This window comes from Achromobacter sp. D7-1 (assembly GCF_059760445.1).
The window spans coordinates 24,366-49,811 of sequence record NZ_JCBAMT010000005.1 but is presented as its reverse complement, the minus strand read 5'-3'; the positions used below and the strand labels follow the sequence as shown (position 1 = coordinate 49,811).

The 25,446-nt window shown below is 63.5% G+C and carries 22 protein-coding genes and 1 pseudogene; 8 read left to right on the top strand and 15 right to left on the bottom strand.

Features of this window, described 5'->3' with window-relative positions; genetic code table 11:
• Positions 1-51: 51 nt before the first annotated feature.
• The 4 genes and pseudogenes from AC6LKD_RS03820 to AC6LKD_RS03805 form a co-directional block, all read right to left on the bottom strand.
• Positions 52-132, bottom strand: a pseudogene (locus tag AC6LKD_RS03820) (VOC family protein); the annotation flags it as partial.
• A gap of 60 nt (positions 133-192) precedes the next feature.
• Complete coding sequence (locus AC6LKD_RS03815) at positions 193-1,401, bottom strand: hypothetical protein (protein ID WP_498115152.1); 1,209 nt, start codon at positions 1,399-1,401, stop codon at positions 193-195.
• Between the two features lie 59 nt (positions 1,402-1,460).
• Complete coding sequence (locus tag AC6LKD_RS03810; protein ID WP_498115151.1) at positions 1,461-2,468, bottom strand: hypothetical protein; 1,008 nt, start codon at positions 2,466-2,468, stop codon at positions 1,461-1,463.
• 23 nt (positions 2,469-2,491) lie between these two features.
• Complete coding sequence (locus AC6LKD_RS03805) at positions 2,492-3,097, bottom strand: hypothetical protein (RefSeq protein ID WP_498115150.1); 606 nt, start codon at positions 3,095-3,097, stop codon at positions 2,492-2,494.
• 158 nt (positions 3,098-3,255) lie between these two features.
• On the opposite strand from AC6LKD_RS03805, the gene AC6LKD_RS03800 reads away from it, so the two are divergent.
• A complete protein-coding gene (locus tag AC6LKD_RS03800; RefSeq protein WP_498115149.1) occupies positions 3,256-4,053 on the top strand; it encodes an aminoglycoside adenylyltransferase family protein in 798 nt (265 codons plus the stop codon).
• A gap of 60 nt (positions 4,054-4,113) precedes the next feature.
• On the opposite strand, the gene AC6LKD_RS03795 is transcribed toward AC6LKD_RS03800, so the two are convergent.
• Genes AC6LKD_RS03795 through AC6LKD_RS03775 form a run of 5 tightly spaced genes read right to left on the bottom strand, consistent with a single transcriptional unit; the run spans position 4,114 to position 9,181 of the window.
• Positions 4,114-4,833, bottom strand: coding sequence for a GntR family transcriptional regulator (locus AC6LKD_RS03795; protein WP_498115147.1), 720 nt, complete (start codon positions 4,831-4,833; stop codon positions 4,114-4,116).
• Positions 4,830-6,497 (bottom strand): GMC family oxidoreductase, encoded by a 1,668-nt coding sequence (locus tag AC6LKD_RS03790; RefSeq protein ID WP_498115146.1) that lies wholly within the window; start codon positions 6,495-6,497, stop codon positions 4,830-4,832. The genes AC6LKD_RS03795 and AC6LKD_RS03790 overlap by 4 nt, the downstream gene beginning before the upstream one ends.
• The gene (locus AC6LKD_RS03785) at positions 6,494-7,492 is read right to left on the bottom strand and encodes an ABC transporter substrate-binding protein (protein WP_498115144.1); all 999 of its coding nucleotides are present in this window, start codon (positions 7,490-7,492) and stop codon (positions 6,494-6,496) included. Before AC6LKD_RS03785 ends, AC6LKD_RS03790 begins: the two co-directional genes overlap by 4 nt.
• A gap of 34 nt (positions 7,493-7,526) precedes the next feature.
• Positions 7,527-8,384: an ABC transporter ATP-binding protein gene (locus AC6LKD_RS03780; RefSeq protein ID WP_498115143.1), complete on the bottom strand. Its 858-nt coding sequence runs from the start codon at positions 8,382-8,384 to the stop codon at positions 7,527-7,529.
• 29 nt (positions 8,385-8,413) lie between these two features.
• The gene (locus tag AC6LKD_RS03775) at positions 8,414-9,181 is read right to left on the bottom strand and encodes an ABC transporter permease (protein ID WP_498115142.1); all 768 of its coding nucleotides are present in this window, start codon (positions 9,179-9,181) and stop codon (positions 8,414-8,416) included.
• Positions 9,182-9,262: 81 nt separating this feature from the next.
• On the opposite strand from AC6LKD_RS03775, the gene AC6LKD_RS03770 reads away from it, so the two are divergent.
• On the top strand, positions 9,263-10,429 hold the full coding sequence (locus AC6LKD_RS03770) for a mandelate racemase/muconate lactonizing enzyme family protein (protein ID WP_498115141.1): 1,167 nt from the start codon (positions 9,263-9,265) through the stop codon (positions 10,427-10,429).
• 63 nt (positions 10,430-10,492) lie between these two features.
• Here the strand turns inward: AC6LKD_RS03770 and AC6LKD_RS03765 are convergent, their stop codons facing one another.
• Positions 10,493-11,482: a hypothetical protein gene (locus AC6LKD_RS03765; protein WP_498115139.1), complete on the bottom strand. Its 990-nt coding sequence runs from the start codon at positions 11,480-11,482 to the stop codon at positions 10,493-10,495.
• Between the two features lie 601 nt (positions 11,483-12,083).
• Between AC6LKD_RS03765 and AC6LKD_RS03760 the strand changes: the two genes are divergently transcribed.
• Entirely contained in the window at positions 12,084-13,292 is a 1,209-nt protein-coding gene (locus tag AC6LKD_RS03760) for an MFS transporter (RefSeq protein ID WP_498115138.1), read from the top strand.
• A gap of 64 nt (positions 13,293-13,356) precedes the next feature.
• On the opposite strand, the gene AC6LKD_RS03755 is transcribed toward AC6LKD_RS03760, so the two are convergent.
• Positions 13,357-14,505: a serine hydrolase domain-containing protein gene (locus AC6LKD_RS03755; protein WP_498115137.1), complete on the bottom strand. Its 1,149-nt coding sequence runs from the start codon at positions 14,503-14,505 to the stop codon at positions 13,357-13,359.
• Positions 14,506-14,565: 60 nt separating this feature from the next.
• Positions 14,566-15,780 carry a benzoate/H(+) symporter BenE family transporter gene (locus AC6LKD_RS03750; protein ID WP_498115136.1) on the bottom strand — a complete coding sequence of 405 codons (1,215 nt, stop codon included), beginning with the start codon at positions 15,778-15,780 and terminating at the stop codon, positions 14,566-14,568.
• Between the two features lie 205 nt (positions 15,781-15,985).
• Here AC6LKD_RS03750 and AC6LKD_RS03745 point away from each other — a divergent pair, with 205 nt between their 5' ends.
• The 3 genes from AC6LKD_RS03745 to AC6LKD_RS03735 all read left to right on the top strand — a co-directional run bounded on the left by AC6LKD_RS03745 (position 15,986) and on the right by AC6LKD_RS03735 (position 18,499).
• Positions 15,986-16,567, top strand: coding sequence for a TetR/AcrR family transcriptional regulator (locus AC6LKD_RS03745; protein ID WP_498115135.1), 582 nt, complete (start codon positions 15,986-15,988; stop codon positions 16,565-16,567).
• A 118-nt stretch (positions 16,568-16,685) separates the two neighbouring features.
• Positions 16,686-17,183, top strand: a complete 498-nt coding sequence (locus tag AC6LKD_RS03740) for a Rid family hydrolase (RefSeq protein WP_498115134.1) — start codon at positions 16,686-16,688, stop codon at positions 17,181-17,183.
• 143 nt (positions 17,184-17,326) lie between these two features.
• Complete coding sequence (locus AC6LKD_RS03735) at positions 17,327-18,499, top strand: MFS transporter (protein ID WP_498115132.1); 1,173 nt, start codon at positions 17,327-17,329, stop codon at positions 18,497-18,499.
• A gap of 99 nt (positions 18,500-18,598) precedes the next feature.
• On the opposite strand, the gene AC6LKD_RS03730 is transcribed toward AC6LKD_RS03735, so the two are convergent.
• The 3 genes from AC6LKD_RS03730 to AC6LKD_RS03720 all read right to left on the bottom strand — a co-directional run bounded on the left by AC6LKD_RS03730 (position 18,599) and on the right by AC6LKD_RS03720 (position 22,167).
• A complete protein-coding gene (locus AC6LKD_RS03730) occupies positions 18,599-19,966 on the bottom strand; it encodes an aldehyde dehydrogenase family protein (protein ID WP_498115130.1) in 1,368 nt (455 codons plus the stop codon).
• A 27-nt stretch (positions 19,967-19,993) separates the two neighbouring features.
• Positions 19,994-21,700, bottom strand: a complete 1,707-nt coding sequence (locus tag AC6LKD_RS03725; protein ID WP_498115129.1) for a thiamine pyrophosphate-binding protein — start codon at positions 21,698-21,700, stop codon at positions 19,994-19,996.
• Between the two features lie 89 nt (positions 21,701-21,789).
• Complete coding sequence (locus AC6LKD_RS03720; protein WP_492277049.1) at positions 21,790-22,167, bottom strand: cupin domain-containing protein; 378 nt, start codon at positions 22,165-22,167, stop codon at positions 21,790-21,792.
• A 347-nt stretch (positions 22,168-22,514) separates the two neighbouring features.
• Between AC6LKD_RS03720 and AC6LKD_RS03715 the strand changes: the two genes are divergently transcribed.
• Positions 22,515-23,456, top strand: coding sequence for a helix-turn-helix domain-containing protein (locus AC6LKD_RS03715; protein ID WP_498115128.1), 942 nt, complete (start codon positions 22,515-22,517; stop codon positions 23,454-23,456).
• 244 nt (positions 23,457-23,700) lie between these two features.
• Positions 23,701-25,386, top strand: a complete 1,686-nt coding sequence (locus AC6LKD_RS03710; RefSeq protein ID WP_498115210.1) for an amidohydrolase — start codon at positions 23,701-23,703, stop codon at positions 25,384-25,386.
• Positions 25,387-25,446 lie beyond the last annotated feature (60 nt).

Here is a 25,446-nt window from a genome sequence, read left to right as displayed (position 1 = left end):
CTTAAAGGAAGCGGCCTCGCACCACCGTAACAGAGCGATACGCAACTATTCCTAAGGCAGCATCTGAGGGTTGTAGACCACTTCCCACAAATGTCCGTCCGGATCCATGAAGTAGCCCGCGTAGCCTCCGTAAATAGCCTGTGCGAAGCAATCCACGCCCGCCGGCCGCGGCGCGGGGCGGGAAGCAAAGCCTCAGTAGTCCCTCGCCTCGTCGAACCAGCGCTGCGTCTGCGCATCGCTTACGCCCAGCCGTTCGACCTGAGCAAGCTGGCTGAACTGCCACACCGCCTCGCCTATGTCTTCGCGCTCCGCGGTCTCGATCCCCTTCATGCCGTTGAAGTGGCGGGTAAAGGCGGAGATTGCGGCTTGCACCTCGGCGGCATTGCTTGCGCTTTCCAGCGCCGACCGGGCCGTGTCGTAGGCCGAATTCGCCGACTTCGCCATGCGGCTGTTCCAGCCCGAGAATGGCCGGCCGTACTCGCTTTGCCACCACTCCCGCTTGCGCAGTTGGGAGACGGAGTTGTAACCGCCCCATGCGCGGACCTTCTCCCGCGCCTTCATCTGCGCCTTCAAGCGCTTGCCCGCGGCTTCGTCGACGTTGTAGGCGATGAACCTATCCAGCGCGGGCCAACTGGCCAGTTCCGGCAAGCCGTCCAGATCGGGCGTGAACCGGATCTCCAGACTTGTCAGGCGCGGCAGGCGGGCAAGCGCCTCCCAGCCGCTGAAGCCGCCCCAGAGCGACAGACTCTCCAACGCCGGAAAGCGATCGATTCCCTGCAGCGAAATGGGCTGCCCCAGCGGCGCGCCGTGCAGCGCCAGCGCGCGCACTTCCTGCAGCGGGCCGAGGTCGGGCAAGGCGTAAGGCGTCGCGCCAGTCCGGCGCCCCAGCGCCGGCCGCAGCAACAACATGTCGGGCAGTTCGCCTGCCACGGCAATGCGCGTCAGGTCGCCAAACAGCTCCAGGTCACGGACTTGAGGCAACCTGGCTTCAAGATGCCCCGACACCTGGTTCAGCCGGATGCGCAGCGTCTCGATTCTTGCTGCGCCTGCGTCGATGGCGCGCCTGCCTGAGTATGCCGGCGCCCAGCTGAACTGCTCGATTTCACGATCCTGCGACCAGCCGAAGAAACCGCTGTCGTTGCCGTAATAATCGATATGCCGCGGCCACGGCGAGCCGGCAGGCGTGGAGAACGGTTCAAATGCAGCCCAGTTGATGGCCTCGTCGCCAGCCACGTGCAGATCAGCCTTCTTGCCCATGCCGGCCGGGCCGATGATCAGATTGCCGCGCCCTGCTTCGCGTGCGAAGACATGGCTGCCCGCCGCGGTCAGGCTCACCAGATAATGCCCTGCCTCGCTCACCGAGCCTGCGGGCTCGCCGGACACGTCTATGGGTACGGACACACTACTCTCCTTTTGCTTGGCGGAATCCACTGATGACAATCCCGCCGATTCATTGACGCCTACGCAGGCTCGCCGTCCACGCGGAAGAACAGTGCGGTCTGCCCCTTCAGGCCGCCATCCAGGAATTCGAACTCGACGCACCTGCCCGGTTCGACCACGTCGCCCAGGTATTCGACCCGATACATCACGCCGCCGATACGGTAGTTGTGGACCAACGAGACGATCGAGGAGTTGGGGCTGCGCAACCGATAGACCACGGCCTCTTCGACCACTCCCCGCACACCATGTTTGTATAGCCCCCGCTGCAGTTTGCGACTGCGCATGCCGAACAGCATCCCCAGCATCGCAAAGATCGCCGCGACGAACAGCAGTGGGGGCAAAAACAGCCCTCCCACCAGCGGCACAAGGGCAAAGATCAGCATGAACTTGCGCGCGTCCAACTCTTCCCTGCGCACGGCCGCACGGTCGGCATCGCTGATTTCCTCGACAGCGACCAGGGACTCCGCGCTCATGGGGTATTCCGCCCGCAACAGCACGGCAGGCGCGTCTGGCTGCAGGGTCAGCAGGTGCAGGCGCACGGGCAGATCCGTCAAGCCCACGGCCGTCACCGGCCCGTGCCCGCTACGGGTGTCGCTGGCGATCTCGTTCCAGAACGGCAAGGCTGCCTCCACGCGCTGCACGCCGAATCCGTAGCACACGCCCGGCGTCGAGCCGCCCGGACCGAATGAGGTCAGCCGGCCTGAAACGATCTGCTTGGCCAGCCGTCCCTTGAGCGCCCGGTCGAGGCTGCGCCAGCCTCGCGGCATGCGCAGCAGCTTGCGCCCGAAAAACACCGCCAGCGCTCCCATCACGGTGATGGCCGCCAGCAATATCGCGCCCACGCCGAAGTCCAGCGTGCGCCACTCGGACAGGCCAAGCGCGATAAAGGTCAACACGGCAAGCGCCAGCAGCAGCACCACGAAGACGCCGAACCCGGCCATCAGCAGTCTCCCGCGGCTGCATTTGCGCAGCAGCAGGATGTCGTCGTCAGTAAGCGGGGCGTCCTCGACTTGCAGGGTCAGGTTCATGCGCTGATCGCTGCCTCCCTTGCTCAATAGGTTCCGATGGGAACCTCGATCTTCAGCGGCGCGCCGCCATGGGTTGGGCGCAGGCTATACGTATAAACGCCGCCATCATCGTCGGCGAGCGCCGTATCCTTGCGCTCCACGGCATAGCGCTGGCCATCGATCTCCAGCGTACGTGCTGCGGCCGCATCGGCATGGTCGGGCACCAGCAGCCCGCCGACCCCGTCGCCGACATCGGCGAACTCGTAGTCGCGCAACTCCCCGTCGACCCGCAGCAACTGCACGCGCGGCCGGTAAGGCGCCGCGTCCAGGTTCCAGCCATTGGTCAGATCGGTGATCCAGGGGCCCGGAATGTCGTAGACGCTACCCAACTGCTCTTCGGAAACTTCGGGCCCTGCCACGACCAGGCAGCACACCACCTTCCCCGCGCGGGAGTCGTAGACCGCCCAGTTGCTGCCGATGGCCGCCACGCTGGGCAGCATCGAGAAATGGAATTGGCGGTTGAACTGGCTATCCGACACTTGGCGCCAGCCGCCGATATTGGCGGGTTGCGCCGGCGATTGCGCCTGGCTGGCCATCGTCATCAGGACGCCTGCGGCCAGGGCGCCTGCTCGGAACAGTAAACGGATCATCTCGGTGCCTGTCTTGGGCTCATGGGGATCATGGGACTCGGGCCTAGCGCCGGCATAGTACCAGCGTCAGCTTCGCAGCCGTGGCCTGCGGGAACGAACAGTTCGCCGCTACAGCCATCGGTCTGCCGGCTGCGCGAAATCTTGGCTACTATCGACGCATGGCCCTACTGATCCCTCCTCCCATCGTCCCCCAGATCGCGCAAGCCAAAAGCCTCATCGAACGGCATCTCGGCACTGGCCTTGCCGCCATCCACCTGTTCGGCTCCGCCGTGGACGGCGGGCTGCAACCCCACAGCGATATCGACCTGCTCGTCAGCGTCGCCCAGCCGCCCGGCGAGGCCGCGCTCCGTGCGCTGGCCATGGCTTTGCTGGCTGCATCCGCTCCACCGGGTTCATCGCCCAGCTTGCGCGCACTGGAAGTCACAGTGCTGGCGCGTGCACACATCGTGCCCTGGCGCCACCCGGCCAGGCGCGAGCTCCAGTTCGGAGAGTGGCTGCGCGCCGAACTGGAGGCGGGCGTCGTGGAGCCGCCCATGCTGGACCACGACCTGGCCATCCTGCTCACCAAGGCCCGTGGCCACAGCATCCCCATCATGGGCCCGCAGGCCGACCAGATTTTCGAGGCCGTGCCCCGCGACGATCTGAGGCGGGCGCTGCTCGACACCGTTGCGCAGTGGAACGCGCCCGAAGACTGGGCCGGCGATGAAAAACACATCATCCTCGCGCTGGCCCGCATCTGGTACACGGCCGTATCCGGCGGCATCGCCTCGAAGGAACTGGCGGCGACGTGGCTGCTGGAAAGGTTGGAACCGCCCTATCGCGCCGTCCTCGGCAAGGCACGAGCGATCTATCTGGGGCAAGAGGAAGACGATCTGGCGCAGCGGCATCAGGCCGAAACAGCGGCGTTCATCGTCCACGCGCGCGGCGCCATTGAAGGACTGGCCGACGTCCGATAATCCCGGGACGCGTGCACGACAGGCTTGCCCACGCAAACGCGACGGGCAGCCTTTCCGCCATCAGGGCTTCAGATCGATTTCCATGCGCACGAAATCGCCGCGATAGGTCACCTCACCCAGGTAGATGACGCGTCGCTCCGGCCCGGTGAACACGCGCCGGACTTCCGCCACGGGCGCATTCACATTGATGCCCAAATGCTGCGCCACCTCGACATCGGCTGTCGATATAGTCAGCACCTGGCGGGCGGAGACGATATCCACCGAGGACATGCCCATCAGAATAGGAATGACGGTTTCCTTGCGAAAGCGCGTGGGGTGCTTTGCAAAGATGGCGGCGTCCAGGTAGATATTGATGACGCAATACGGCTGCCCGTTGCGCGTATGGATACGCCGCATGAAGACGTACTTCTCCGCGGCAACGCCGTCGGACTCGTTCAGCAATGGCGTGCGCGTCGACTCGTCGATATTGAGTATGGTCGGGTGCGTATCCCGATAGACGCTGGACAGGTTCTCGAGCGTGGTCTCGACCCGGAACCAACGGTTGTCCTGGGGCTCCCCCGTCACGAAGGTACCGCGCCCCCGTTGCGGTGAAAGCAGCCCGTCGCGGGTGAGCCTTTCGATCGCCTGGCGCACCGTGACCTTGGCCACGTGGAACTCTTCGGCCAGCGCGTCGAGCGAGGGCAATTTGTCACCGTTCTTCCACACGCCCTTCAGGATCCGCTGTCGGAACAGATCCGAAAGTTGAACGTAAAGAGGGGCTTGGGCGGTGTCGAGAATCATGGCGTCAAAGTGTCCGCGACTATATCACGCGTGGGTGGCCGGACTCCGCCGCGCGCGTCCTCCAGGATCAGCGCGGCGCCCTTCTCGCCGATCATGATCGCGGCGGCGTTCGTGTTCGTCGACACCATGCGGGGCATGACCGAAGCGTCGATGACCCGCAAGCGCTCGATCCCGCGGACGCGCAAGCGCGCATCGACCACCGATCCGGCATCGCCGCCCATGCGGCAGGTGCCGGCGGGATGGAATACCGTTCCGCCCTTGTTGCGGGCGAATTGCTCCAATGCAGCGGCAGTCGTCACGTCGTTCCCCGGCAGGTACTCTACGCCGGTCACCAAGTCGCGGAACGACGGCTGGGCATAGATATCGCGCAACATGCGCAACCCCGCGACCAGGACCTTCGCATCGCGCGGCTCGGTCAGGTAGTTCGAAACGATACGCGGCGATGCAAAGGGATCCGTGCCCACGATCTCCACATTTCCGCGCGAATCGGGCCGGCATTGCGTGGCCGACGCGGAGAATCCGGAAAACCGATGCAGCGGGTCGCCGGGTTTGTCGACCGACAACGGCATGACATTGAAGAGTATGTCTGCCCGGCCGCCCACCGCGTGCTCGGTCGCCGCCAGTCCGCCGACCTGGCCCGCGCCCACCGTAAGCGGTCCCCTGCCCTGGAACAGCCACTGCGCCCCCATCCCAGCGAGGCTGAACGGATTGCGCACCGCGTCGTTGAGCGACATGCGCTGCTTCAATTTGACGATCACGCGCGCCTGGTAATGGTCCTGCAGGTTGCGGCCGACTTCCGGCGAATGCGCCGCGACGGCGATGCCATGCCTGGCAAGCAGCGCCGCGTCGCCCACACCGGAGAGCTGCAGCACCTGGGGCGATTGCAGCGCGCCGGCGGCAAGCACCACCTCGGCGTCCGCCATCGCGCGTTTCAGTTGGCCATCCTGCATCCACTCTGCGCCTAGCGCCCGGCCGTCTTCGATCAGGATGCGCGTGACGTGGGCCCCGGTCTCGATCACCAGATTCGGGCGTGACCGGGCCGGATTCAGGAAGGCGGTCGCGGCGTCGCAACGCCAACGGCTGCCGAGCGTCAGTTGATAGGACCCCACACCCTCCGATTCGGCGCCGTTGAAGTCGTCATTTCGCCGGCAGCCGGACTCGACCGCTGCTTCCACCCACGCAGCCGTGTAGGGATGATCATTGCGCAGGTTGGAGACACGGAGTTCGCCCGACGCCCCGTGGTACTCGGACTCGCCTGCGTCGTAGCGTTCGGATTTCTTGAAATACGGCAGCACGTCCCGATAGCCCCAGCCCGCAGCGCCAAGATCGGCCCAATCATCGTAGTCCTCATGCTGCCCGCGGATATACAACAGACCGTTGATGACGCTAGAACCGCCCAGCGCTTTCCCGCGCGGCCAGAGGATGGTGCGATTGCCGGTCTCGGCCTGGGCCTCGACCGGAAACAGCCGGGAAAACCGTGGATCGTAGATGGTCTTGAAATAGCCCACCGGAAGCTTGAGCCAGAAGTTACGCGCCGCCGCACCGGCCTCCAGCAGCAGCACGCGCACCGCGGGATCGCGGCTGAGCCGATTGGCCAGCACGCATCCAGCGGAGCCGCTGCCGATGACGATGTAATCAAAGCCCGTGCCAGCCGCAATGCTCATGCCTTGATCGCCTCCAGATAGGCCGAAGGATCGAAGTAGCGCGAGGCGGGTACCGGATTCGGGATATTCCCCGCCTGCGCGAAGAAGTCGGTCACCTGCTGCAGCCAGCGGGTCACTGAGCCGTCCTCGTACTTGGTGCGCCATTCGGCCGTGGAGAAATACTTAGCCTGTTTGAACTGCGCCTTGAACTCGGCCAGCGGCACATCCTTGTACTGCGTCTTCTGCAGCGTTTCCACCGCGGCGTCCGGAGTTTTCACGATGGCGTCGTTGGCCTCGCCCCAGGCGGCGATGAGGCTGCGGATGGCCGGCTTCTGGGCCTCGTAGAAATCATTCCTGGCAGCCCATCCGCCCATGATCGCCGCCTCCGGATAGAACGCGGAAGCGTCGATCAGCATGCGTGCCTGGGGGACCTTGGACCTGACGATCGTGTCGAACGGCACCCACAGCGCGACCGCGCTGACCGCCCCGGATACAAACGAGGTCACGGCATCGGCCATGCGCTGATTGACGATCTGCACGTCCTTGCCCGGGTCGAGCTTGGCCGCGCGCAAGGCCCGGTCCAGGAACACATGGGCGGTCGTGCCCGTGGTGGTCGAGATCTGCTTGCCCTTCAGGTCGGCCACGGTCTTGATCGACTCGTCGCGCACCCATAGCTGGGCGGTGCCGTACTCGATGTCGTTCACAAGAAAGACCTTGCCCTGCCCGCGGGCGGGGAAGTTCGAAACGACGGCGCCGGTGGCCAGCACGTCGAGACTGCCGCCTATCATGGCCTGGAAGATCTCGAGGCCCGTGGTAAAGACGATGGGCTCCAGTTCCAGGCCGTGCTTGGCGTAGCTGCCCATCTGCAGGCCCAGCCACAAATGTCCGTCGACGGCGGGCGTGTGCAGGTAGCCCACGCGCAGCTTCTTGCGCGCCTGGCCGATGGCGGGCGCCGCGATTGCTGCGATGGACGCGGCCATGCCGGCCTTGAGTAGGGTTCTGCGGTCGAGCTTCATGGAGTCTCCTTGCTGTGGGGCTGCTGACGCCGGCTCAATCGGTCGGCCGGACGGATTGGCGGGCCTGGGCTTGATACTCGAACATGACCAGTTCCCGGATCTCGCGGCTCAATTCGACAAAGCGCGGGGCCTCGTGGACCCGCTCCGAACGGGGGTAGCCGAAAGGCACCTCTATCACCTTCCGGACTTTTGAAGGCCGGGCAGTGACCACGACGATCTTTGACGACAGGTAGATGGCTTCCTCTACCGAATGGGTGATCAGCATCACCGTCTTGCCTTCGGTCTGCAGCACTTCGAGCAGGAGGTCCTGCATGGCGGTCCGGGTCTGCGCATCCAGCGCGCCAAAGGGCTCGTCCATCAGCAGGAACTGCGGCTTGACGGCGTAGGCGCGCGCAATCGCGAGGCGCTGCCGCATGCCGCCGGACAGGTGCTTGGGAAAGTGATCGGCGAAGTCGGTCAGGCCCATCAGCTTCATATAGCGCTGGCAGATCTCGGCGCGTTCCCGCGCACTGACCTTGTTGGCCGCGAGCTTCATGCCAAATTCGATGTTGCCGCGGACCGTGAGCCACGGGAACACGCCGTATTCCTGGAAGATCACGCCCCGGTCCGGCCCGGGGGCCGTGACGGGCTGCCCATCCAGCGTCACGGCGCCAGCGCTAGGCTGTACGAATCCGCCCACGATATTCATCAAGGTCGTCTTGCCGCAGCCCGACGGGCCGATGATGGACACGAACTCGCCCTCCCGGATGTCCAGGGTCACGCCGTCCACCACCCTCATCGGCCCCGTGGCGGTAGGAAAATCCACGCTGACGTTATCGAATCGGATCCTGACTTTCGGTTCCTGGGACGGCTTCGGCGTGGCGGTATCCACGCTGCGCAGTTGGGTGCTCATGGTCATGGTCATGGATGTCCGGGATGGTCTCAGGCGATGCGGTCTTGCCACGCGACCAGGTGCCGGCTTGCGGCCCTCAGGGCCAGGTCCATCAGCATGGCGATGAGGCCGATGCAGATGATCCCGACATAGATCACGTCCAGCTGGAAAAACGACGACGCGTTCTGGATGAGCGCGCCGAGCCCCTGCTGGGCGGCGATAAGTTCAGACGCCACCAGCGTGGCCCAGGCCACGCCCAGCGCCACCCGGATGGCCGTCAGGATGTGCGGCACGGTCAACGGGACTATGACCTTGGCGAAGATTTCCAGGTCATTGGCGCCCAGCGTGCGGGCAACGCGCACGAAGATCGGGCTGATCTGCGCAATTCCTTCATACATCACGATGACGCCGGCAAAGAACGAGGCGTAGAACAGGATCACGGTCTTGGCCGATTCGCCGATCCCGAAGTAGACGATCACCAGCGGAATCAGCGCGATCGGCGGAAGCGCGCGGAAGAAGTTGATGACGGGATCGATAAAGACCCGCAGCCCGCGATACCAGCCCAGGCAAAAACCTACCGGCACCGCGGCGAGGATGCCCAGCGCGACTCCGGTGAAGACGCGGCGCGCCGACATCCAGATGTCCAGCCACAGGCGATCCTTGGAGAGCTCGATGAACTTTTCGATGACAGCCGCGGGCGAAGGCACCAGGGCGGGGCTGACAAGCCCGCTGGCGCGTACCGCCAGCCACAGCGCGAGGATGCATAGCCAGGGCGCCGCGATGAGCAGCGGGCGCGAGATGAAGGACGGAAGGCGCATGGTGTGTATAGAGGGTTAGACCTGAGTTGCAATCCGTAAGTGCTAAACATACTATAGACCAGCACTTAATATCTTAAAGCCATGACAAACCCTAATGTCAAACAGTCCCCGGCCGTCGGGCCTTTCACGCTGGCGCGCGTCGAGGCCTACGTCCTGCGCTGGCCCGTCAAACGTCCGGTACAGACCTCGTTCGGCACCATGTATGACCGCCCCGCCCTGCTCGTGCGGGTAGAAGACGCGGACGGCGCGGTGGGCTGGGGGGAGGTCTGGTGCAACTTTCCCGCCTGCGGCGCGGAACACCGCGCCCGCCTGCTTGAAACCGTAGTGGCGCCGCTGGTCGTCGGCCAGCCCTACGCCTCGGCTGAAGCGGCGTTTGCCCACATGAGCGCGCGCACCGCGGTGCTTGCCATCCAGTCCGGCGAGCCGGGCCCCATCTCGCAGGTGATTGCCGGGGTCGACCTCGCGCTGTGGGACATGCTGTCCCGCCGGGCGGGCGTTCCGCTTTGGCAGTTCCTGGGTGGCGCTTCAGGTGTGATCCGTGTCTACGCAAGCGGCATCAACCCGGATCGTCCCGAGGACACGGTGCTCGCCAAACATGCGGAGGGCTATCGCGCGTTCAAGCTCAAGGTGGGCTTCGGCGAAGAGCGGGACCTCTCAAACCTGAGGACGGTTCATGCCCGGCTGCCCCAAGGCAATGAACTCATGCTGGACGCCAACCAGGCCTGGGATCTGGCAGGCGCGCTGCGCATGGCCAGCCGCTTGAGCGAGTTCACGCCTGGATGGCTGGAGGAGCCGCTGCGCGCCGACCGCCCCCTATCGGAATGGGCGCAGCTGGCTGAGAATGCGGGCATCCCGCTCGCGGCGGGAGAGAACCTCATCGGTCCTGATGCCTTCGACGCGATGATCAACAGCAAGACGCTGCATGTCGTACAGCCGGATCTGGCCAAATGGGGCGGCATTTCCGGTTGCCTGCCCGTCATCGACCGGATCCACCAGGCAGGACTGCGCTACTGCCCGCATTTCCTCGGCGCAGGCGTCGGCCAGCTCGCCTCGGCGCACATCCTGGCGGCACGGGGACAAGCCGGCGGCATGCTCGAAATCGATGCCAACGAGAATCCCCTGCGCGCAGCACTCAGCCCGGCATTGGGCAGGATCGTCGAAGGAAAGGCCAACCTCGGAAACGAGGCGGGCCTGGGAGTGGAACCAGACATCGCGCAGTTGCGCGATATCTGCGGCTTGCGTCCGTAACTGCCCTCCCTCTGCCTGGGCCGTCTGCCGCGCATGACGACTGGCCCTGGCGGGGGTGGAAGTTCAGAGCGACGAACCGATCTGCAGGACCGTGAATTCGCGCCGCATGTAGCGATTCATGACCTGCGCCAGTATCGGATTGCCGGCATTCTCCGCTTTCGGCGCCGTCACGCTGACGACTGCGGCGCACAGCTTGCCGGCCGGGACGGTACGCACCGAAACCTCGGCCTGCACCGCGTTGGCCATGCTTTGCTTCCAGGCGGCAGCCACGCCGTCCACGGCCTGCTTGGCGGTCGCGCAATCGGCATAGGACAGCGAAATCACGACCGCAGGCGCATTCTTGATCTGCACGTCCGCAATCACACCCGCAAAGTAAGGCGGGATGCCGCGTCCGCTCGATTCGGCCAAGGCTTTGAGCTTCTGCTTCGCGGTCTCCATATCGTCCGGCGAGGAAGATATGACCTTGCTCGGGTCGGCAGCCTGCAATCCCAGCACAGGCGATATGATCGCCGCCTGCACGATCTGGCCGTTGGCCGCGGGCACCGCCTCCTTCAGACCGGTCAGAGAGGCAGCAACGATTTCACTGTCCGCCACGGACGGCTTGGGCTGACCCAGCATTTTCATTCCCGTTGGCGCGGACGCTTGCACCAACGCCGCATCCAGCGGCAGAACGAAGCTTGCGCTGCCCATCGTCCCTCTCCACGGATCGCGTCCGTTGGCCTTGGTCATGTCGGGCTTGTTGGCCTCGCCATTGGCGATCACGCTCGCGACATCGCCATTCACCGTAGCGAAACCGGCCTGTTTCAGGCGATCCACCAAGTTGTCCGCGGCCTGCCTGTCCTTCAGCCCCCAATACGCAACGTTGCCGGGCGCCTGGCCAAATCCGGCGAAATAGGACAGCTCATCAAAGCGGATTCTTGCGTTATCGGACCACGGGTCCAGGCCATAGCCGATGGATTGAAGCGGACTGATCGATTGCGCGATGCCCAATCTGCGCATGCCATCGGCCGACGGCCCAGCCTGCTCCAATCCCCGCCAGGCTTGCACGTCCATGAAGAACACCTGCATCGCTTCAGGGGAGGCAAGCACTACCTGCGGTATCTGCCTCAAGGCTTGCTGCAGGGTTTGCGTGCTGTCTTGTGCCGCGGCGGCAGTACCCCATCCAGCCATCAAGCACAGAGCAAGAGCCTTTAAGCGCATCCAATATCTCCCATTACGTAATTCACTCGTTTCTCGTGCGGCGCCTGCTTTGCAAGCAGGTTCAACAAGCCATCTCGCCTGATGCTCCGGAGGTTGCTCGATCATTTCAGGCGAATTGCCGCAAACCTTCAGAGGCATGGCCGGATCGCAACCGGGCGAGTATATCAACGCTCAATGAGCAGCAAAAAAGCCCGAAATAGCGCGCCCTAAGCGGCACTTCCATGCCGCTGGACGTCGGCTCGCGCTGTCGCTACAGGCTTTGACATATATACGTACGGTCGTATATATTAAAGAAAACCTGAACTCAACTACGGGTCGATATGAACACGCTGGCAAGAGGCGGAAACGAGGCGACCAGCGCCTCCCCGCTTTCAGGCCGGCGGCTTTGTGTGGCCCACCCCAAAAATCGCCAACTTGGCGCGGCGCCCGCGTCGCAGCGCCAAAAGGACCAGTCATGCTCAATTCCACATTGCCATCCTCACGCGAGGCTCCCCGTCCAGCGGCAAAGAGCCAGTGGCTCGCAGTTTCCATGCTCGCCTTCGGCGTGTTCGTCGTCGGAACTGGTGAATTCGTGCTGGCGGGTCTGCTACCGCTGCTCAGTCGCTCGCTTGAAATTTCCCCCTCCGTCGCGGGCCAGGTGATCACGATATTCGCGCTGACCTGCGCGATTGCAGGCCCGATCCTGACGACCGCGACGGTGCGCTGGCAACGCAGGACAGTGCTGGTCGCCGCATCGGCCGTGTACCTCCTGGGCAGCGCCTGGACCGCGCTCGCGCCCTCTTACCTGCAAGTCCTGCTTGGGCAGGTCGTGGCCGCGCTGGGCGTGGGCATGTTCGTTCCGACAGCCACCGTGACCGCCGCTGCCATGGTCGCGCCGGAGCATCGGGGCAAAGCCATCGCGCTGGTGGTCAGCGGCTTTACCGCGGCGACCGCGTTGGGCGCGCCCTTGGGTACTGCCTTCGGCGGGGTGTTCGGCTGGCGATCGACCATGTGGCTGGCAACGGGCCTCGCCGCGATCGGCGTCATCGGCGTCTTCCGCGCCATTCCCGCGACACTGGCCGTTGACGCTGCCCATGGACTGCGCCAGCAATTCCGCCTGTTGTTGGAGCCCCGGATTCTTGCCGTGCTCGGCGTAACGCTCTTGGCCTTCACGGCGGTCTATATGCCGTACACCTATATCGGCATCATCTTTGAATCGGCCACCCAGGCGAATAGCTTCTATCTGGCGGGGCTGATGACGACCCTAGGCATCGTGGGGACCATCGGAAACCTGGGCGCCGGGATGCTTGCGGACCGTATTGGCGGGCCGAGAGTTGTGATTCTTGCCCTGCTTTGGTTGATTGCCGCCATGCTGGTCTTGCCGCTGGCGACGCAAAGCCTGCTGGCGGCGTTCGTGATGATCGCGTTCTATGGAGTCGCAGCCTTTGCCATCACGACACCTCAACAACACCGCCTGATCTCGCTCAAACCTGATGCCGCAGCCGTCCTCATCTCGCTCAACCAGGCCATCCTCTATCTCGCCATCGCACTGTCCGGATCGATCGGCGGGCTTGGAATCGAATGGGTCGGAGCGATCAATCTGGGCTTTATTGCCGCGGCCCTGGCAGCGGCTGCGTTGTTGCTATCGGTTTTGACGAGGTCGACGCCTCATGAATCGAAGTGACGCAAGCATTTTCCCGGCCCAACCCTCGGGCGGGGCTGGAGCCAGTAGGAATGCAGCGCGGACCCTAGCGAAGCGCAGCCTGCTGAAGCGCCTGATGATCCGCATAGACCGCAGGCGCATCAAGCGCCCTCGCGCACATGACCACTACCGCCCGATCGCGGGAAAGGTCGCTGAGCCATGAGGTGCCGAGTCCTCCTGACCAGCCCGCGGTTCCTTGCAAGCCGTCCGTGAGGGACCGCCCTGCGTCGACCGAAACGCCGTAACCCCAGCCGCGGCCATCGAGAAACCCGGCTGCGCCGGCGCGCTGTCCGGCAGTAAGCTGGTCGGTCAGCATACGCCTGACCCAAGTCTTGCCCAGCAGCCGGCCTTTGGGCGTTTCCCCCTCGGCATGCAGCATGCGTACAAAGGCCAGGTAGTCGGCCGCCGTTGACACCAAACCGCCTTCGCCGCCTTCAAATGCGGGGGGCTGCGCCCAAGCGCTCCCCTCTCTCGGTCCGTCGGCAAGCCGGAGGTCGCTGGAATAGGCGGGCGTGAGGCGGGGCAACTGCCCGGGTTGGACGTAAAAGCCGGTGTCCTTCATATCCAAGGGCTCGAACACCCGCGCCCTCAGGAACTCAGACAATGCCATGCCCGAGAGCCGGGCGATCAGCACTCCCTGCACATTGGACGCGACCGAGTAAAACCACTGGTCGCCGGGATGGGCCAATAGCGGCAAGGCGCCGAGCCTGCGAAGCCACTCATCCGGCCCCATGGCCGAGGCAGGCCGAGGGGCATCAAAGCCCACCAGTTGTTGGCGCGCGATTTCCCGCTGGATCGGCGTGCTGCCCGGAGCGGCGGGCACGATGCCGGTACCGAGCCGGGACGTCAGGATGTCCTCGATGGTGATCTCGCGCTTCGCCGGGACCGTTCGATCCAGGTCGCCATGCAAATCGACCAGTACCTTGGGCTTGCCGAGCTCGGGCAACCACTTGGCCACGGGCTCGGTCAGCTCGATATCGAGTCTTTCGATCAACATCATGAGCGCGACCGCCGTGATCGGCTTGGTCATGGACGAAATACGGAAAATGGCATCAGGCGCCAGCGCAGCTGAATGCTCCATATCGACGTACCTAGCCGCAGTGATGCGGCTGGATGATGTCCCGCTGAAGCGCGCCACAACGGCGCCAGGATAAAGCGTGCTCGCGTCTGCCAAAGCCGCGTCAATATCGCCCATAGTTTCTCCATTGTTGTACTAGTCCATCGGACAGGATCGCGCGACGCCCGCGCAACCGTTTCAAGAGCGGGTCCAGTCCGGGCGCTCCAGCATCAAGCTTGTGACGACGCCGAAGACGATCCCCCAAAACGGCGCGCCAATACCAAACAGTGCGGGGCTGCCCAGCGTCACCAGAAATGCGACCAACGCCCCCAGCGAGAATTTCTGGCTAAAGGATGTTTGGAAGGCTCCCTGCAAGATGCGCAACAGCGCAAGACCGGCAAGCGAAGCAAGAAACGTCGTGGGCGTAGCCAGCATGGCCTGCGTCACGATCGGAGAAAACGCCCCGAACAAAATCGCCAGGATCCCCAGGAAGATGCCTGCGAGCCAGTGACGGCTTCTGCATTCGCCCGATGCGAGGATGGCGCTTGAGGGGCCGGTCAGGCATGTCGACACGCAACCGAAAAACGCGGTAATGGCCGAGAAAATACCGCAGGCATTGGTAATCGCATTGACGGGCGGGCTATGACCCGCATTTCTCAGCAGGGACACGCCTTGTGGTGTGTAGACCGCCACCACGGTGACCGTAAGCGGCACGACCAATTCGAGAATCGCGGGCCACGAGAAGACGGGCACATAGAGATTGGGCTGCGCCAGCGCATTGGCCACCGTCACGCCTTCAATGCGCGGAGCCTCGCCCGCAATCACCAGCGACACAATGCCAACAATCAGCACGCCGACCATGGGCGGGAGCCATTTCTGAACGGCAGGAAAGGCCGAAAGCACGAAGAAGGTCACCGTCATGGCCGCGGCAAGCCACGGGTCCGAAGCAAACGATCGTATCCAGTCCAGACCGAAGTTCAGAAACACGCCGGCGACCATGCCCATGATGATAGGCAATGGCAGACGATCCATCACAAGCTTGACCCATCCGGTCAGCCCCAGGGCAAGGATCAGGATGGCCGTGACGAGATAAGCGCCTATGACCTCGGCGAAAGTCAGGTGCTGCAGCGCGCTGGCGACCAGCACGGTGCCTGGAATCGTCCAGAAAAACGCCAGGGGCTGCCGGTAGATCGCAGACATGGCCACGGTCAGGATGCCGTTGATGGAGAAGGCCGCGAAGATCCATGACGCGATGTCGGATTGGCTGAGCCCCCCTTTCGCGCCCGCGCTCATGATGATCGTCACCGGCGCCGATGCCGCAAACAGGAACGCCACCAAGGCGTTCGTCAGCTCGGCAACCGGGAGGTGAAAGAATGGCAATCGGGCAGTTCGGGAACGGTTGGAGTGGGCCATTTCAGATGGATGTCCTTGCCACTGGTGGAGACGCTTTTTACCGAGTGCCGCACGGCTCCGTCTTGAACGAAATTGCAGGCGCCAGGAGATGGCCAAGGACTTGCGGTGCTGCTGCTCGCCGCGAGGGCATCCAAAATAGTTGTTTACCAGTCAGTAAAATAATACCTATAATCCGACGCGTGAACAGCGGCGAAGGACAGTGATCATGAGTGGAAGGCCCAAGGAGTACGACGACACTGCCGTCATAGACGCCGCCATGGACGTTTTCTGGACCAATGGATACGAAGCCAGCTCAACGCAGGAGTTATGTGAGCGCACAGGCTTGGGGCGCGGCAGCCTCTACCATGCCTTCGGCAGCAAACAGAACCTCTATGAGCAAGCCCTGCGCCGCTATCAGGAGCTGGGACTCCAGGCGCAAACGGAGATCCTCAACGGCCCTGGCAGCGCCAAGGACAGATTGCGGGCGCTGCTGCAATGGGGCGTTGACGGCGACCTGGATCCAAGCCGGCGCCGTAGTTGCATGGCGCTTTTTTCGGTCATGGAGCGCAGCAGCAAAGATCCGGTCATCGACCGGATCAACCGAAGCTATGTCAACAAGCTGGAAGCGACAATCTGCCACGTTATCGCCGTCGGCCAACGCAATGGCGAACTGTCTGGTGAACGGCTCGCATTGGAAATGACGCGCGCGTTCCTCGCCAGCTACTACGGGCTGCGCATCCTGGGGCAATCCATGCCGGATCGGGCGTTTCTGCAGGATGTGCTGGAAGGTACCTTGGCAGGCCTGTGAGCAACAGCGCCATAGCGCGATAGATCCCCTCCTTTGAATCACCACGAACCACAGGCCCAGGCCTATTTTTTTCCCTTATTGTTTACCAATTAGTACACTATAAACCTGGAAGCGCTATATGAACCACCCTGCAAGCATCGACGTCCGGCTCGTAGCAACCAAAACGGGGGCTGTCGCAATTCCCTCCTCACTGGAATCGGATGTTGCGCAGTTTCACTATGCCCCCGCGCGCCGAGCAGGCGACTTTGTGTACCTCTCCGGCATAGTTGCCAGCAACAGATCCAACGAGCCGATGAGCGTCGCGGCGTTCTGCGATGAACTGCGCGACGTGTTCAGACAGATCGAGCGCCTGCTCTTGGCTTGCGACGCGCAGCTGGAAGATGTGATCGAGCTGCAGATGTTCCATGTATTCGGCAGCGACCACCTGGAACTGGACAAGGCTGGCCAGTTGGCCGCCATCGGACGGGTCCGCGATGAGTTTTTTTTCGCTCCGTATCCTGCCGCTGTGGAACTGGAAGTTGCTGATTTGAACCCCGATGGCGGGCTGGTAGAGATCAAGGCGGTGGCCTTTGCACCGCTCAACCGCACAGTTGACGCCGAGTCCCCTACCCCATGACAGCGCACGCGCGCGAGGTCGTGTTCCCATCGTCCCGCTGCTGAACCCAACGAGTCGTCGACTACCCCAAAAATAGCCACCGGCCCCTGGCCGGTTCTTTTGGGGCAATTCTGTACTGACCAATAAACTTTAGGAGTTTCCCCATGCCACTAGCGGTCTACATCCTGGGATTGACGATCTTCTCGCTGACCACGTCCGAGTTCATGGTGGCGGGCATGATGGCGTCGCTGACGCAGGCCTTCGGCGTTTCAGTGACGCAGATCGGCTACCTCATCTCGCTGTATGCCATCGGCATGGTCGTCGGCGGCCCCTTGCTCACGGTAGGCCTGATCAAGCTGCGCATACCCAACAAGAAGGCCCTGCTCTGGCTGCTGGGCTTCTACGCAATCGCGCAGTCGGTCGCCGCATCCGCGACCAGCTACGAAGTCATGGCGTTCGCCCGGGTCGCCACGGGGGTGGCAGGCTCCGCGTGCTTTGGCGTGTCGCTGGCGATCTGCGCCGAGATCGTGGCCATGCAGTCGCGCGGCCGGGCGGCGTCCATCGTGATCGGAGGCTTGATGCTGGCAACGGTGCTGGGTGTTCCCATCGCCACGGTCATCGACCAGCACCTGGGCTGGCGCGCCAGCTTTTGGCTGGTGGTTGCGCTGGCCGTGCTGTGTGCAGGGGTGATCACGATCCTGGTGCCGTCTGCCAAGGCATCGGCCGCGGCCAGCCTGGCCGCGGAACTGGCCGAGTTCAAAAACCGGCACCTGTGGGCGGCTTTCGCCACCAGCGGCTTGATCATCGGCGCGACGTTTGCAGCCTTCAGCTACTTCGCCCCGATCCTGACCGAAGTGACGGGCTTCGCCGCATCCTCAATTCCCTGGCTGCTGGGCGTCTACGGCGCGGCCAACGTGCTGGGAAATATGGTCGTCGGGCGCTATGCGGACAAACACGCCATGCCCATCATGGCTGGCGGCTTGATCGTGCTGGGCGCAACCTTGGCGTTGTTCGCGGTATTTGCTGGTAACCAGATTCTCAGCCTGGGTGCGTTGATCGTGATCGGCCTGGTCGGCGTACCCATGAATCCCGCGATGATTGCGCGCGTCATGCAGGCTGCGCATCCGGGCGCGTTGGTCAATACCGTCCATACTTCGGTGATCAATATCGGGTTGGGGGCTGGCGCGTGGATCGGCGGCCTGGGCATCGCGGCGGGCTATGGCGTGCGTTCGCCGCTGTGGGTTGGAGCCGCATTGGCCATGCTGGGATTGCTCAGTTTGTTGCCTTATCTAGGGCGAAAGACGCGCGTGGAGCGTACGTTGGTGGCAGGCCGGTAACGCTTCTTGAGCGCAACCGTTGCGGCAAGGCGGCGCACGCGGGCCAGAGGTGCACAGCGGCTCACCGGATTCCCCGGTGCCGCTTTCCGCCCCATACCATCAACCGGCGGGATACGGCGGCCTGAACTTCTCAAGCTTGGCTTCCGCGGCATTCTGCGTGACGACGGGCATCAGGTTGCTGAACGTCCTGAATCCAGCGACCCCACGATATCGGCCCATACCGCTGGCGCCGACCCCGCCGAACGGAATCTGCTCGTGAAAAAGCTGGGACACGACGTCGTTGAGGGTGAGCGACCCGGCCTGGAAATTCTCCCGCAGCCAGCGTATTTCCTCCGGGTCATCGCCAAAATAGTAGGATGCGAGAGGACGCGTCAGCGACCGGGCATAGCGGGCCGCCTCCTCGAAGGAGTCGCAGCCGATGACAGGCAGAATGGGGCCGAAGATTTCCTCGCGCATGACCGCCATCGAGGCGCTCGTCTCCAATAGCAGCGTCAACGGGAACTGGCGCGTCCCCGCCGGGCGCGCTTGCGCGCCGTGCAGTTGCCTCGCGCTTGCGCCTTTCGCCACGGCATCGTCCACCAGGGTCTGCAAGCGGGCGCAATGCCTGTCGCTGATTATGGCGGAGTAGTCGTCATTGCCGGCAATCGAGGGATATAGCTGTTGTGCGTGCGCAAGTATCCCTTCGGCCAGGCGCTCCGCCACCTGCCGCGGCGCCAGCACATAGTCCGGCGTTACGCATACCTGCCCCGCAAACAGCAATTTCCCGTGCGCCAGACGCGCGGCAGTCACGTCGATGTCCGCGCTCCTGCCGATGAAGACCGGACATTTTCCTCCCAGCTCCAAGGTGACCGGCACCAGGTTCCTCGCCGCTTCCATCATGACTTTCCTGCCGGTTTCAGTCGACCCCGTGAAAAGCAGATGGTCGAACTGCAAACGGCTGAAGGCCGCTGCGACGTCGGCTCCGCCCTGTACGGCCAGGACTTCAGCCGCGTCGAACTCCCTGCCCAGTTCCCTGGCGAGCAGACTAGAGGTCGCGGGAGTCAATTCCGGCAGTTTGATCATTGCGCGGTTGCCCGCTGCCAATATCCCCACCAGGGCGAGATAGCTGATGAGGACCGGTCCATTCCAAGGGGTCATGGCTCCCACCACCCCAAGCGGTGCGAAGCTGAGTTGCACGTCGACATCCGGATCGCCGACGTCCAGTGGCTGCGCCTTCATCCAATCGCCGAGTTGGCTGGACGTGTGGCGGATGACCTCAAGCCCCCCCAGGATGTCCGCGGAATGGCTCAAAAACCGGCTGCGTCCGCCAAAATCGGCGGCCTCCGCTTCCACGATCTCCTTCCGGTTCCGATCCAGCACGTTGGCCAGCCGCCTGAGACGGTCGAGCCGGACCTCGAGAGCCGGATAGCCCGCGTTCATGAACGACCTCTTCTGCCTGCCCAACGCCTCGGACAGTTCGTGTTCCATGGTTGTGGTCATGGTCGGGGCCCTTGATCAGAAAAGTCCGGACGGCGACAAGGCGTCGTTCCCCAGCCATCCGGCCAAGGCGTCCACGTAGGGGGGAGCGTCCATGTAGCTGGCTTTCTGGTCGGTGATGACCTGCACCAACGCGGGCTTTCCGGCGGAGAAGGCGCGCTGGACGGCCGGAACGATCTCCTGCGCTTCCTGGACGTACTCGCCATGCCCTCCCATGGCGCGCGCGATCTGATCGTATCTGACAGGGCTGAACGTGGCCTCGATGGCATGGCCGACATGCTGCATGTGCGACGACATTTCCGCGCCCAGCGCGCGATCGTCGTTGACGATGACCACCACGGGAAGCTGGTGTCGGACCAGCGTTTCGAACTCCGCCAAATGAAAGCCCAGTGCTCCGTCGCCCGTCAGCAGGCAGACGCGCCGCGAGCCGGCGGCAAGCTGCGCGCCGATCGCATAACCCAGGCCGGAGCCGAGGTGCGAAAAAGTGGAAGTGTAGAGAAATTCGCTGCTGCGCTGCTCGAAGAACGCCATCTTGTGCAGGATGGTAAGGCCGCCGTCCAACACGATGACGGCGTCTTCGGGAACAGCCTTGCGAGCCTCCAGCATGAGCCGGGACGGATGGATCTGCTCGGATTCGGGAATGGCCGCGGTCAGGCGCTCGCGCTCCGCTACGTACTCGGCCCGCAAGCGCGATAGTTCTGCCCATGCCGGCGTCGGCCTTGCCCGTTCCAGTCCGGCGATAAGCTGCCCCAGAGTCAGCGACAGGTCTCCCACCACCGCATGATCTGCGCAGCGGTTCACGCCCACCATTCCGGGATCGGTCTCCAGCACCAGAATCTTGCGGTCCGCCCCTGCACCTGCGGCGAATGGCCCGTGACGCCCGTAGCCGTCCATTTCAGGGAAATTGGTTCCAATCCCGATCAAGAGGTCGGACTTCTCTATCGCCTCTCTGCCCGCCTGGCTGAACTGGAACAAGTACCTGTCATCGCTCTCGGGAACCGCTCCGGTGCCCCCCAGCGAAGTCAGCACCGGCGCGGCGACCAGATCGGCCAGTTTGCGGAATTTGGCATGCAAGCGGTTCCTGACAACTGCGGGTCCGGCCATCAGGATGGGTTTGCGAGCGCTCCGTATCAGGTCGCAAGCCTTATCCATGCTGGCGGCGTCGGCGGCGCGAGGCTGCGCGCGATAACGCGCCGGACTTTCCGGGGGCGGAAAATCCCATTCCATGTCCTGGATGGAATAGTCGAATTCCAGATACACGGGCCCCGGAGTGCCTGCCCACGCCTGCCGGAATGCTTCCCTGACAATGTCGTCCAGATGGCCGGGCGTATCGATGGACGCCACGAATTTGCACGGCACGCGGAACATTTCGAGCATCGGGGCATACAGCCACCTGTTGCGGCGCACCGCAAGATTGGTTGCGGATTGCCTGCGTGAACCGATCAGCAGAAGAGGAATGTTCTCCTGCGCCGCACAGACAGCGGACGAGAGCATGTTGGAAACGCCCGGCCCCATGGCGCCCATGGCCACCTGCATGCGACCTGTCATGCAGTAATAGCCCGACGCCATGAAGGCCGCCACCTGCTCATGACGCGGGCCAACGAGCCGGATACCCTTCTGCTGCGCGCATTTCTGGATCTCCACCATACTCAGATCCCCTTGGGAAAAAATCATCTCGACTTTTTCCTCGAGTAGAAGGTCGACCAGCCGATCGCCAAATGTCATCCTCACCCTGCTCTCCTGTTTCGGTATCAGCCCGCGCCTTCGCCGCCGCGGGGTGCTGCATCAATGGAACGCCGCCAAGGATTTCTTCTTCAGCTGATCCAGGGCAAGGGCAAGGGTTTCCCGTCGGGATGAAACACCTCCACCGGCGAGGCCGCGAGTATGCCTCTGATCACCAGCGTGTCCTGGCCATCGTTGAATATCTGGTGAACCACACAGCCAGGAATGGCGACGCTCATCCCCGCCGAGAAGCGCAGCGTGCCCTCATCCGACTCGACCCGGCCCCTGCCCTGCTCGCACACGATCACTTCCGAGCATTCATGCCAGTGGTCCGGCGTCGCCATGCCCACCGCAATCTTCTGATGCCAGACCGAAAGGCCGGTCAAGCCGTCTCGATGCGACGCGATCGTCCGATGGGCGATGCCTTGCATCGATGTTTCGACATCGTCGATGTGCTGTATCAATTTCATGTCCGTTTCCTCCCTGGTTCGCGGCCGCGCGCCGGCATCAAGCCGGCTCATGCGCCCATCAGGACAAGGTAGCAAAGCCGGGATGGAACAAAGTTGGAGAAAGTGCATGATCTCGCGGACTTTCGTGCACTCGCCGTCGCGACTGGACACGTGGAGCCGAATTTCGCGCTGCCGAACCAATACGTACGCACAAGGTCGGATAGGGGCACGTGCTTGCACGCGCTGGACCGCAAGATGTGGAAACGCTAATCTGGCTCGTGCCCATTGCCGCTGCTGCAACTGACGCGCCCGCGCTGCGGCGACACCCGAGCGGGACTTGCTGCCTGCGGCCCCATGGATCGAACAAGATGCAGACCATACTCGACACCGAACTTCTCACGCCGGGCAGGCGCTTCGAAGTGTTCCAACGCGCCGTATGCCGCGTCGCGGAAATTTCGGTGCGCCGGGCCGCCACAGACGGTTTCAATGCAAAGATCAAACAGGGAAAGGCCGGGTTCCTCGAGTACTCGCTCGTCGACTACGACTCCGCGAGCATCGAGCGCGGCCCGGCAGACATCGCACGCGACCGGCAGACTGATTTCCTGCTTGCCGTTCATCTCGGCGGCCGGGTACACATGAAGCACCTGGACCGCGAAATGCCGCTGCAGCAGGGCGATTTCACGATAGTGGACAGCACCCTGCCATACCGGATAGAAGCCAACAGTGCGGCCAGGCGCCTGGTCATGCGAGTTCCCCGGCATGAGTTCATGCTGCGCGGCCTCGGCATCGATGCAATGTGCGGGCGCGTATTCAGCGGCGCGCGCGGCACCAGCGGGCTGGCCTCCCGCCTGCTGCAGGCCCTGGCAGCGGAGACGCCCGACCAGATCCCGCCTATCGGCCATTCGCTCACCTCCGCGCTGCTCGACCTGGTCGCCGAATCGGAAACCCAGGATGGATCCGCGGTCCCGTTGGGCCGATCACACGACCACCTGATCAGGCGCATCAGGACCATGGCCCTCGCCCATCTCTCCGATCCGGATCTATCGGCGGGCCGCATCGCCGAGTTGGTGGGCATCTCCATCCGCTACCTGCATCGCGTATTCGCCGCCACGGGGACGACGCTGCACAAATGGATAGAAGACGAACGCCTGGAACGCGCCCGATGCCAGTTGCTGAACCTTAACCAGCGTCACCGCTCGATCCAGGAGATCGCGTTCAGCTGCGGCTTCAAGGACGCCAGCTACTTCGGCCGCCGCTTCCTGCGTAAGTACGGCGCCACGCCCAGCCAATTGCGCCGCCGGCAGCCATGACTTCCCTGCCGCGAATGACTTGCTGGTCCCGGTGCCGCCGGACTGGCAATTCGCGGCCCGGCCCATGCACATCGTCTATCCGCACAGCAGACACTTGTCAGCCTGGGCAGGCCGGAGGGCGGCTGGCCCGCGCCCTTGCCATCCGCCGCAACCACAGTCACACTTTTTTATTTGACACTTAAATATTTGACGTAAGAAACTTGCGCCATCGATGCCTACAGGAATGGAGACGCCCGTGAGCAAGATGGCCCATGCAATCTGTGCAAAGAAAGTCGCGGGAGCAGCCATTCTGGCCGCATCGGTTGCCGGCTGCGCAAGCTCCCCGCACACTCCTGCGGCAACCGCCGACTCGGTCTTCATCAACGGCAAGGTGGTCACGGTCGACGCGCGCTCTTCCGTGGTCCAGGCCCTGGCCGTCAAGGACGGCAAGTTTATCGCCGTAGGCACGACAGACAGCGTCATGTCCCACGCGGGCCCCACCACCCGTGTCGTCGACCTCAAAGGACGCACGGTGGTTCCTGGCCTGGCCGATTCGCATCTGCATGCGGTCGGCGGGGGCCCGGGAATCGACCTGTCTGCAACGCGGTCCGTGGCGCAGTTGCTCGGCAAGGTCTCCGAAGCCGCCAAGGCCGCGACGCCGGGCGAGGTGCTGGTCTCCAACAGCGATTGGCACGAAGCCCAACTCAAGGAACAGCGGCTGCCCACCGCCGACGAGCTGGAAACCGCGGCCCCCGGCGTTCCGATCATTCTCGTGCGCGGGGGCCACAGCTATTTCCTCAACAACACCGCCCTGGCCAAATATGGCATTACGACGGCGACGCCGGTGCCTGCGGGGGGATCGATCCCCCGCGCCACATCCGGCCGCCTGACCGGCGAACTCACCGGCAACGCCAAGCGGCTGGCCCCGCTGCCGCCGGCGCCACCCATTAGCCTCGCCACTCTGGAAGCACAGCAACGAAAGCTCAATGAGTACGGCCTCACCAGTATCCGCATCCCCGGCACGACTGTCGCTGCCTACCGGCAGTTCCAGCAGTTACGCGACAGCGGCAAGGCGACAGTGCGCTACAGCATCCTGTTCCGCCCCGCCGGCCTTGCCGACTTCCGCTCCAGCATTGTCGAAGCGGGCATCAAACAAGGAGAAGGTGACGAATGGGTCAAGGTATGGGGCATCAAGATCAGCGTGGACGGGGGGTTCGAGGGCGGACGCATGACGCGCCCGTATGAAGGCGCCATGGGCAAAGGCGGCACCTACTACGGCCTGCAGACCATGCCGCAAGCGGTCTTCGACGAGTACGTCGCGGCAATCAACAGCGCCGGCTGGCGTACCGCCGTCCATGCGGTGGGCGATGCCGGCGTCGACCAGACGCTCCAGGGGTTCGAGAAAGCCAACGCGGAGCATGATCTCACCCACGCCGGCTGGACCATCGAACATGCGTTCATCACCCGCCCGGACCAGTACCCGCGCATCCGCGCCATGAATCTGCGCTTGTCCGTTCAGGATCACCTCTATCTTGCCGCGCCCGTGCTCAAGCGCTACTGGGGCGCCGAACGCGCCGCGCGCGTGACACCGCTCAAGACCTACCTGGAGCAAGGTTTCATGCTGGCGGGCGGCACCGATTCCCCGGTCATTCCGGTCAATCCGTTTTGGGCCATGTACCATTTCCTGACGCGCGACACGATCTCGGACGGCGTCTATGGCGCGGATGAGGCGGTATCGTCACGCGACGCCGTGCTCAGGCTGATGACGATCAACAACGCCACGCTGACCGACGAAGCAGCCATCAAGGGATCCATCGAGGCTGGCAAGCTAGCTGATTTCGTGGTGCTTTCCGCCGACTACCTGAACATCCCGGCCGCCGAAGTAAAAGACCTGACGGCGCTAGCGACCTATGTGGGCGGCCAGGAGGTTTATCGGGCGGCTGCCTTCTGAATGCGGGCTGCATTTGGCAACCCCGCAAGACAGCTCTGGCTGACCGGGAATCCTGTTGGT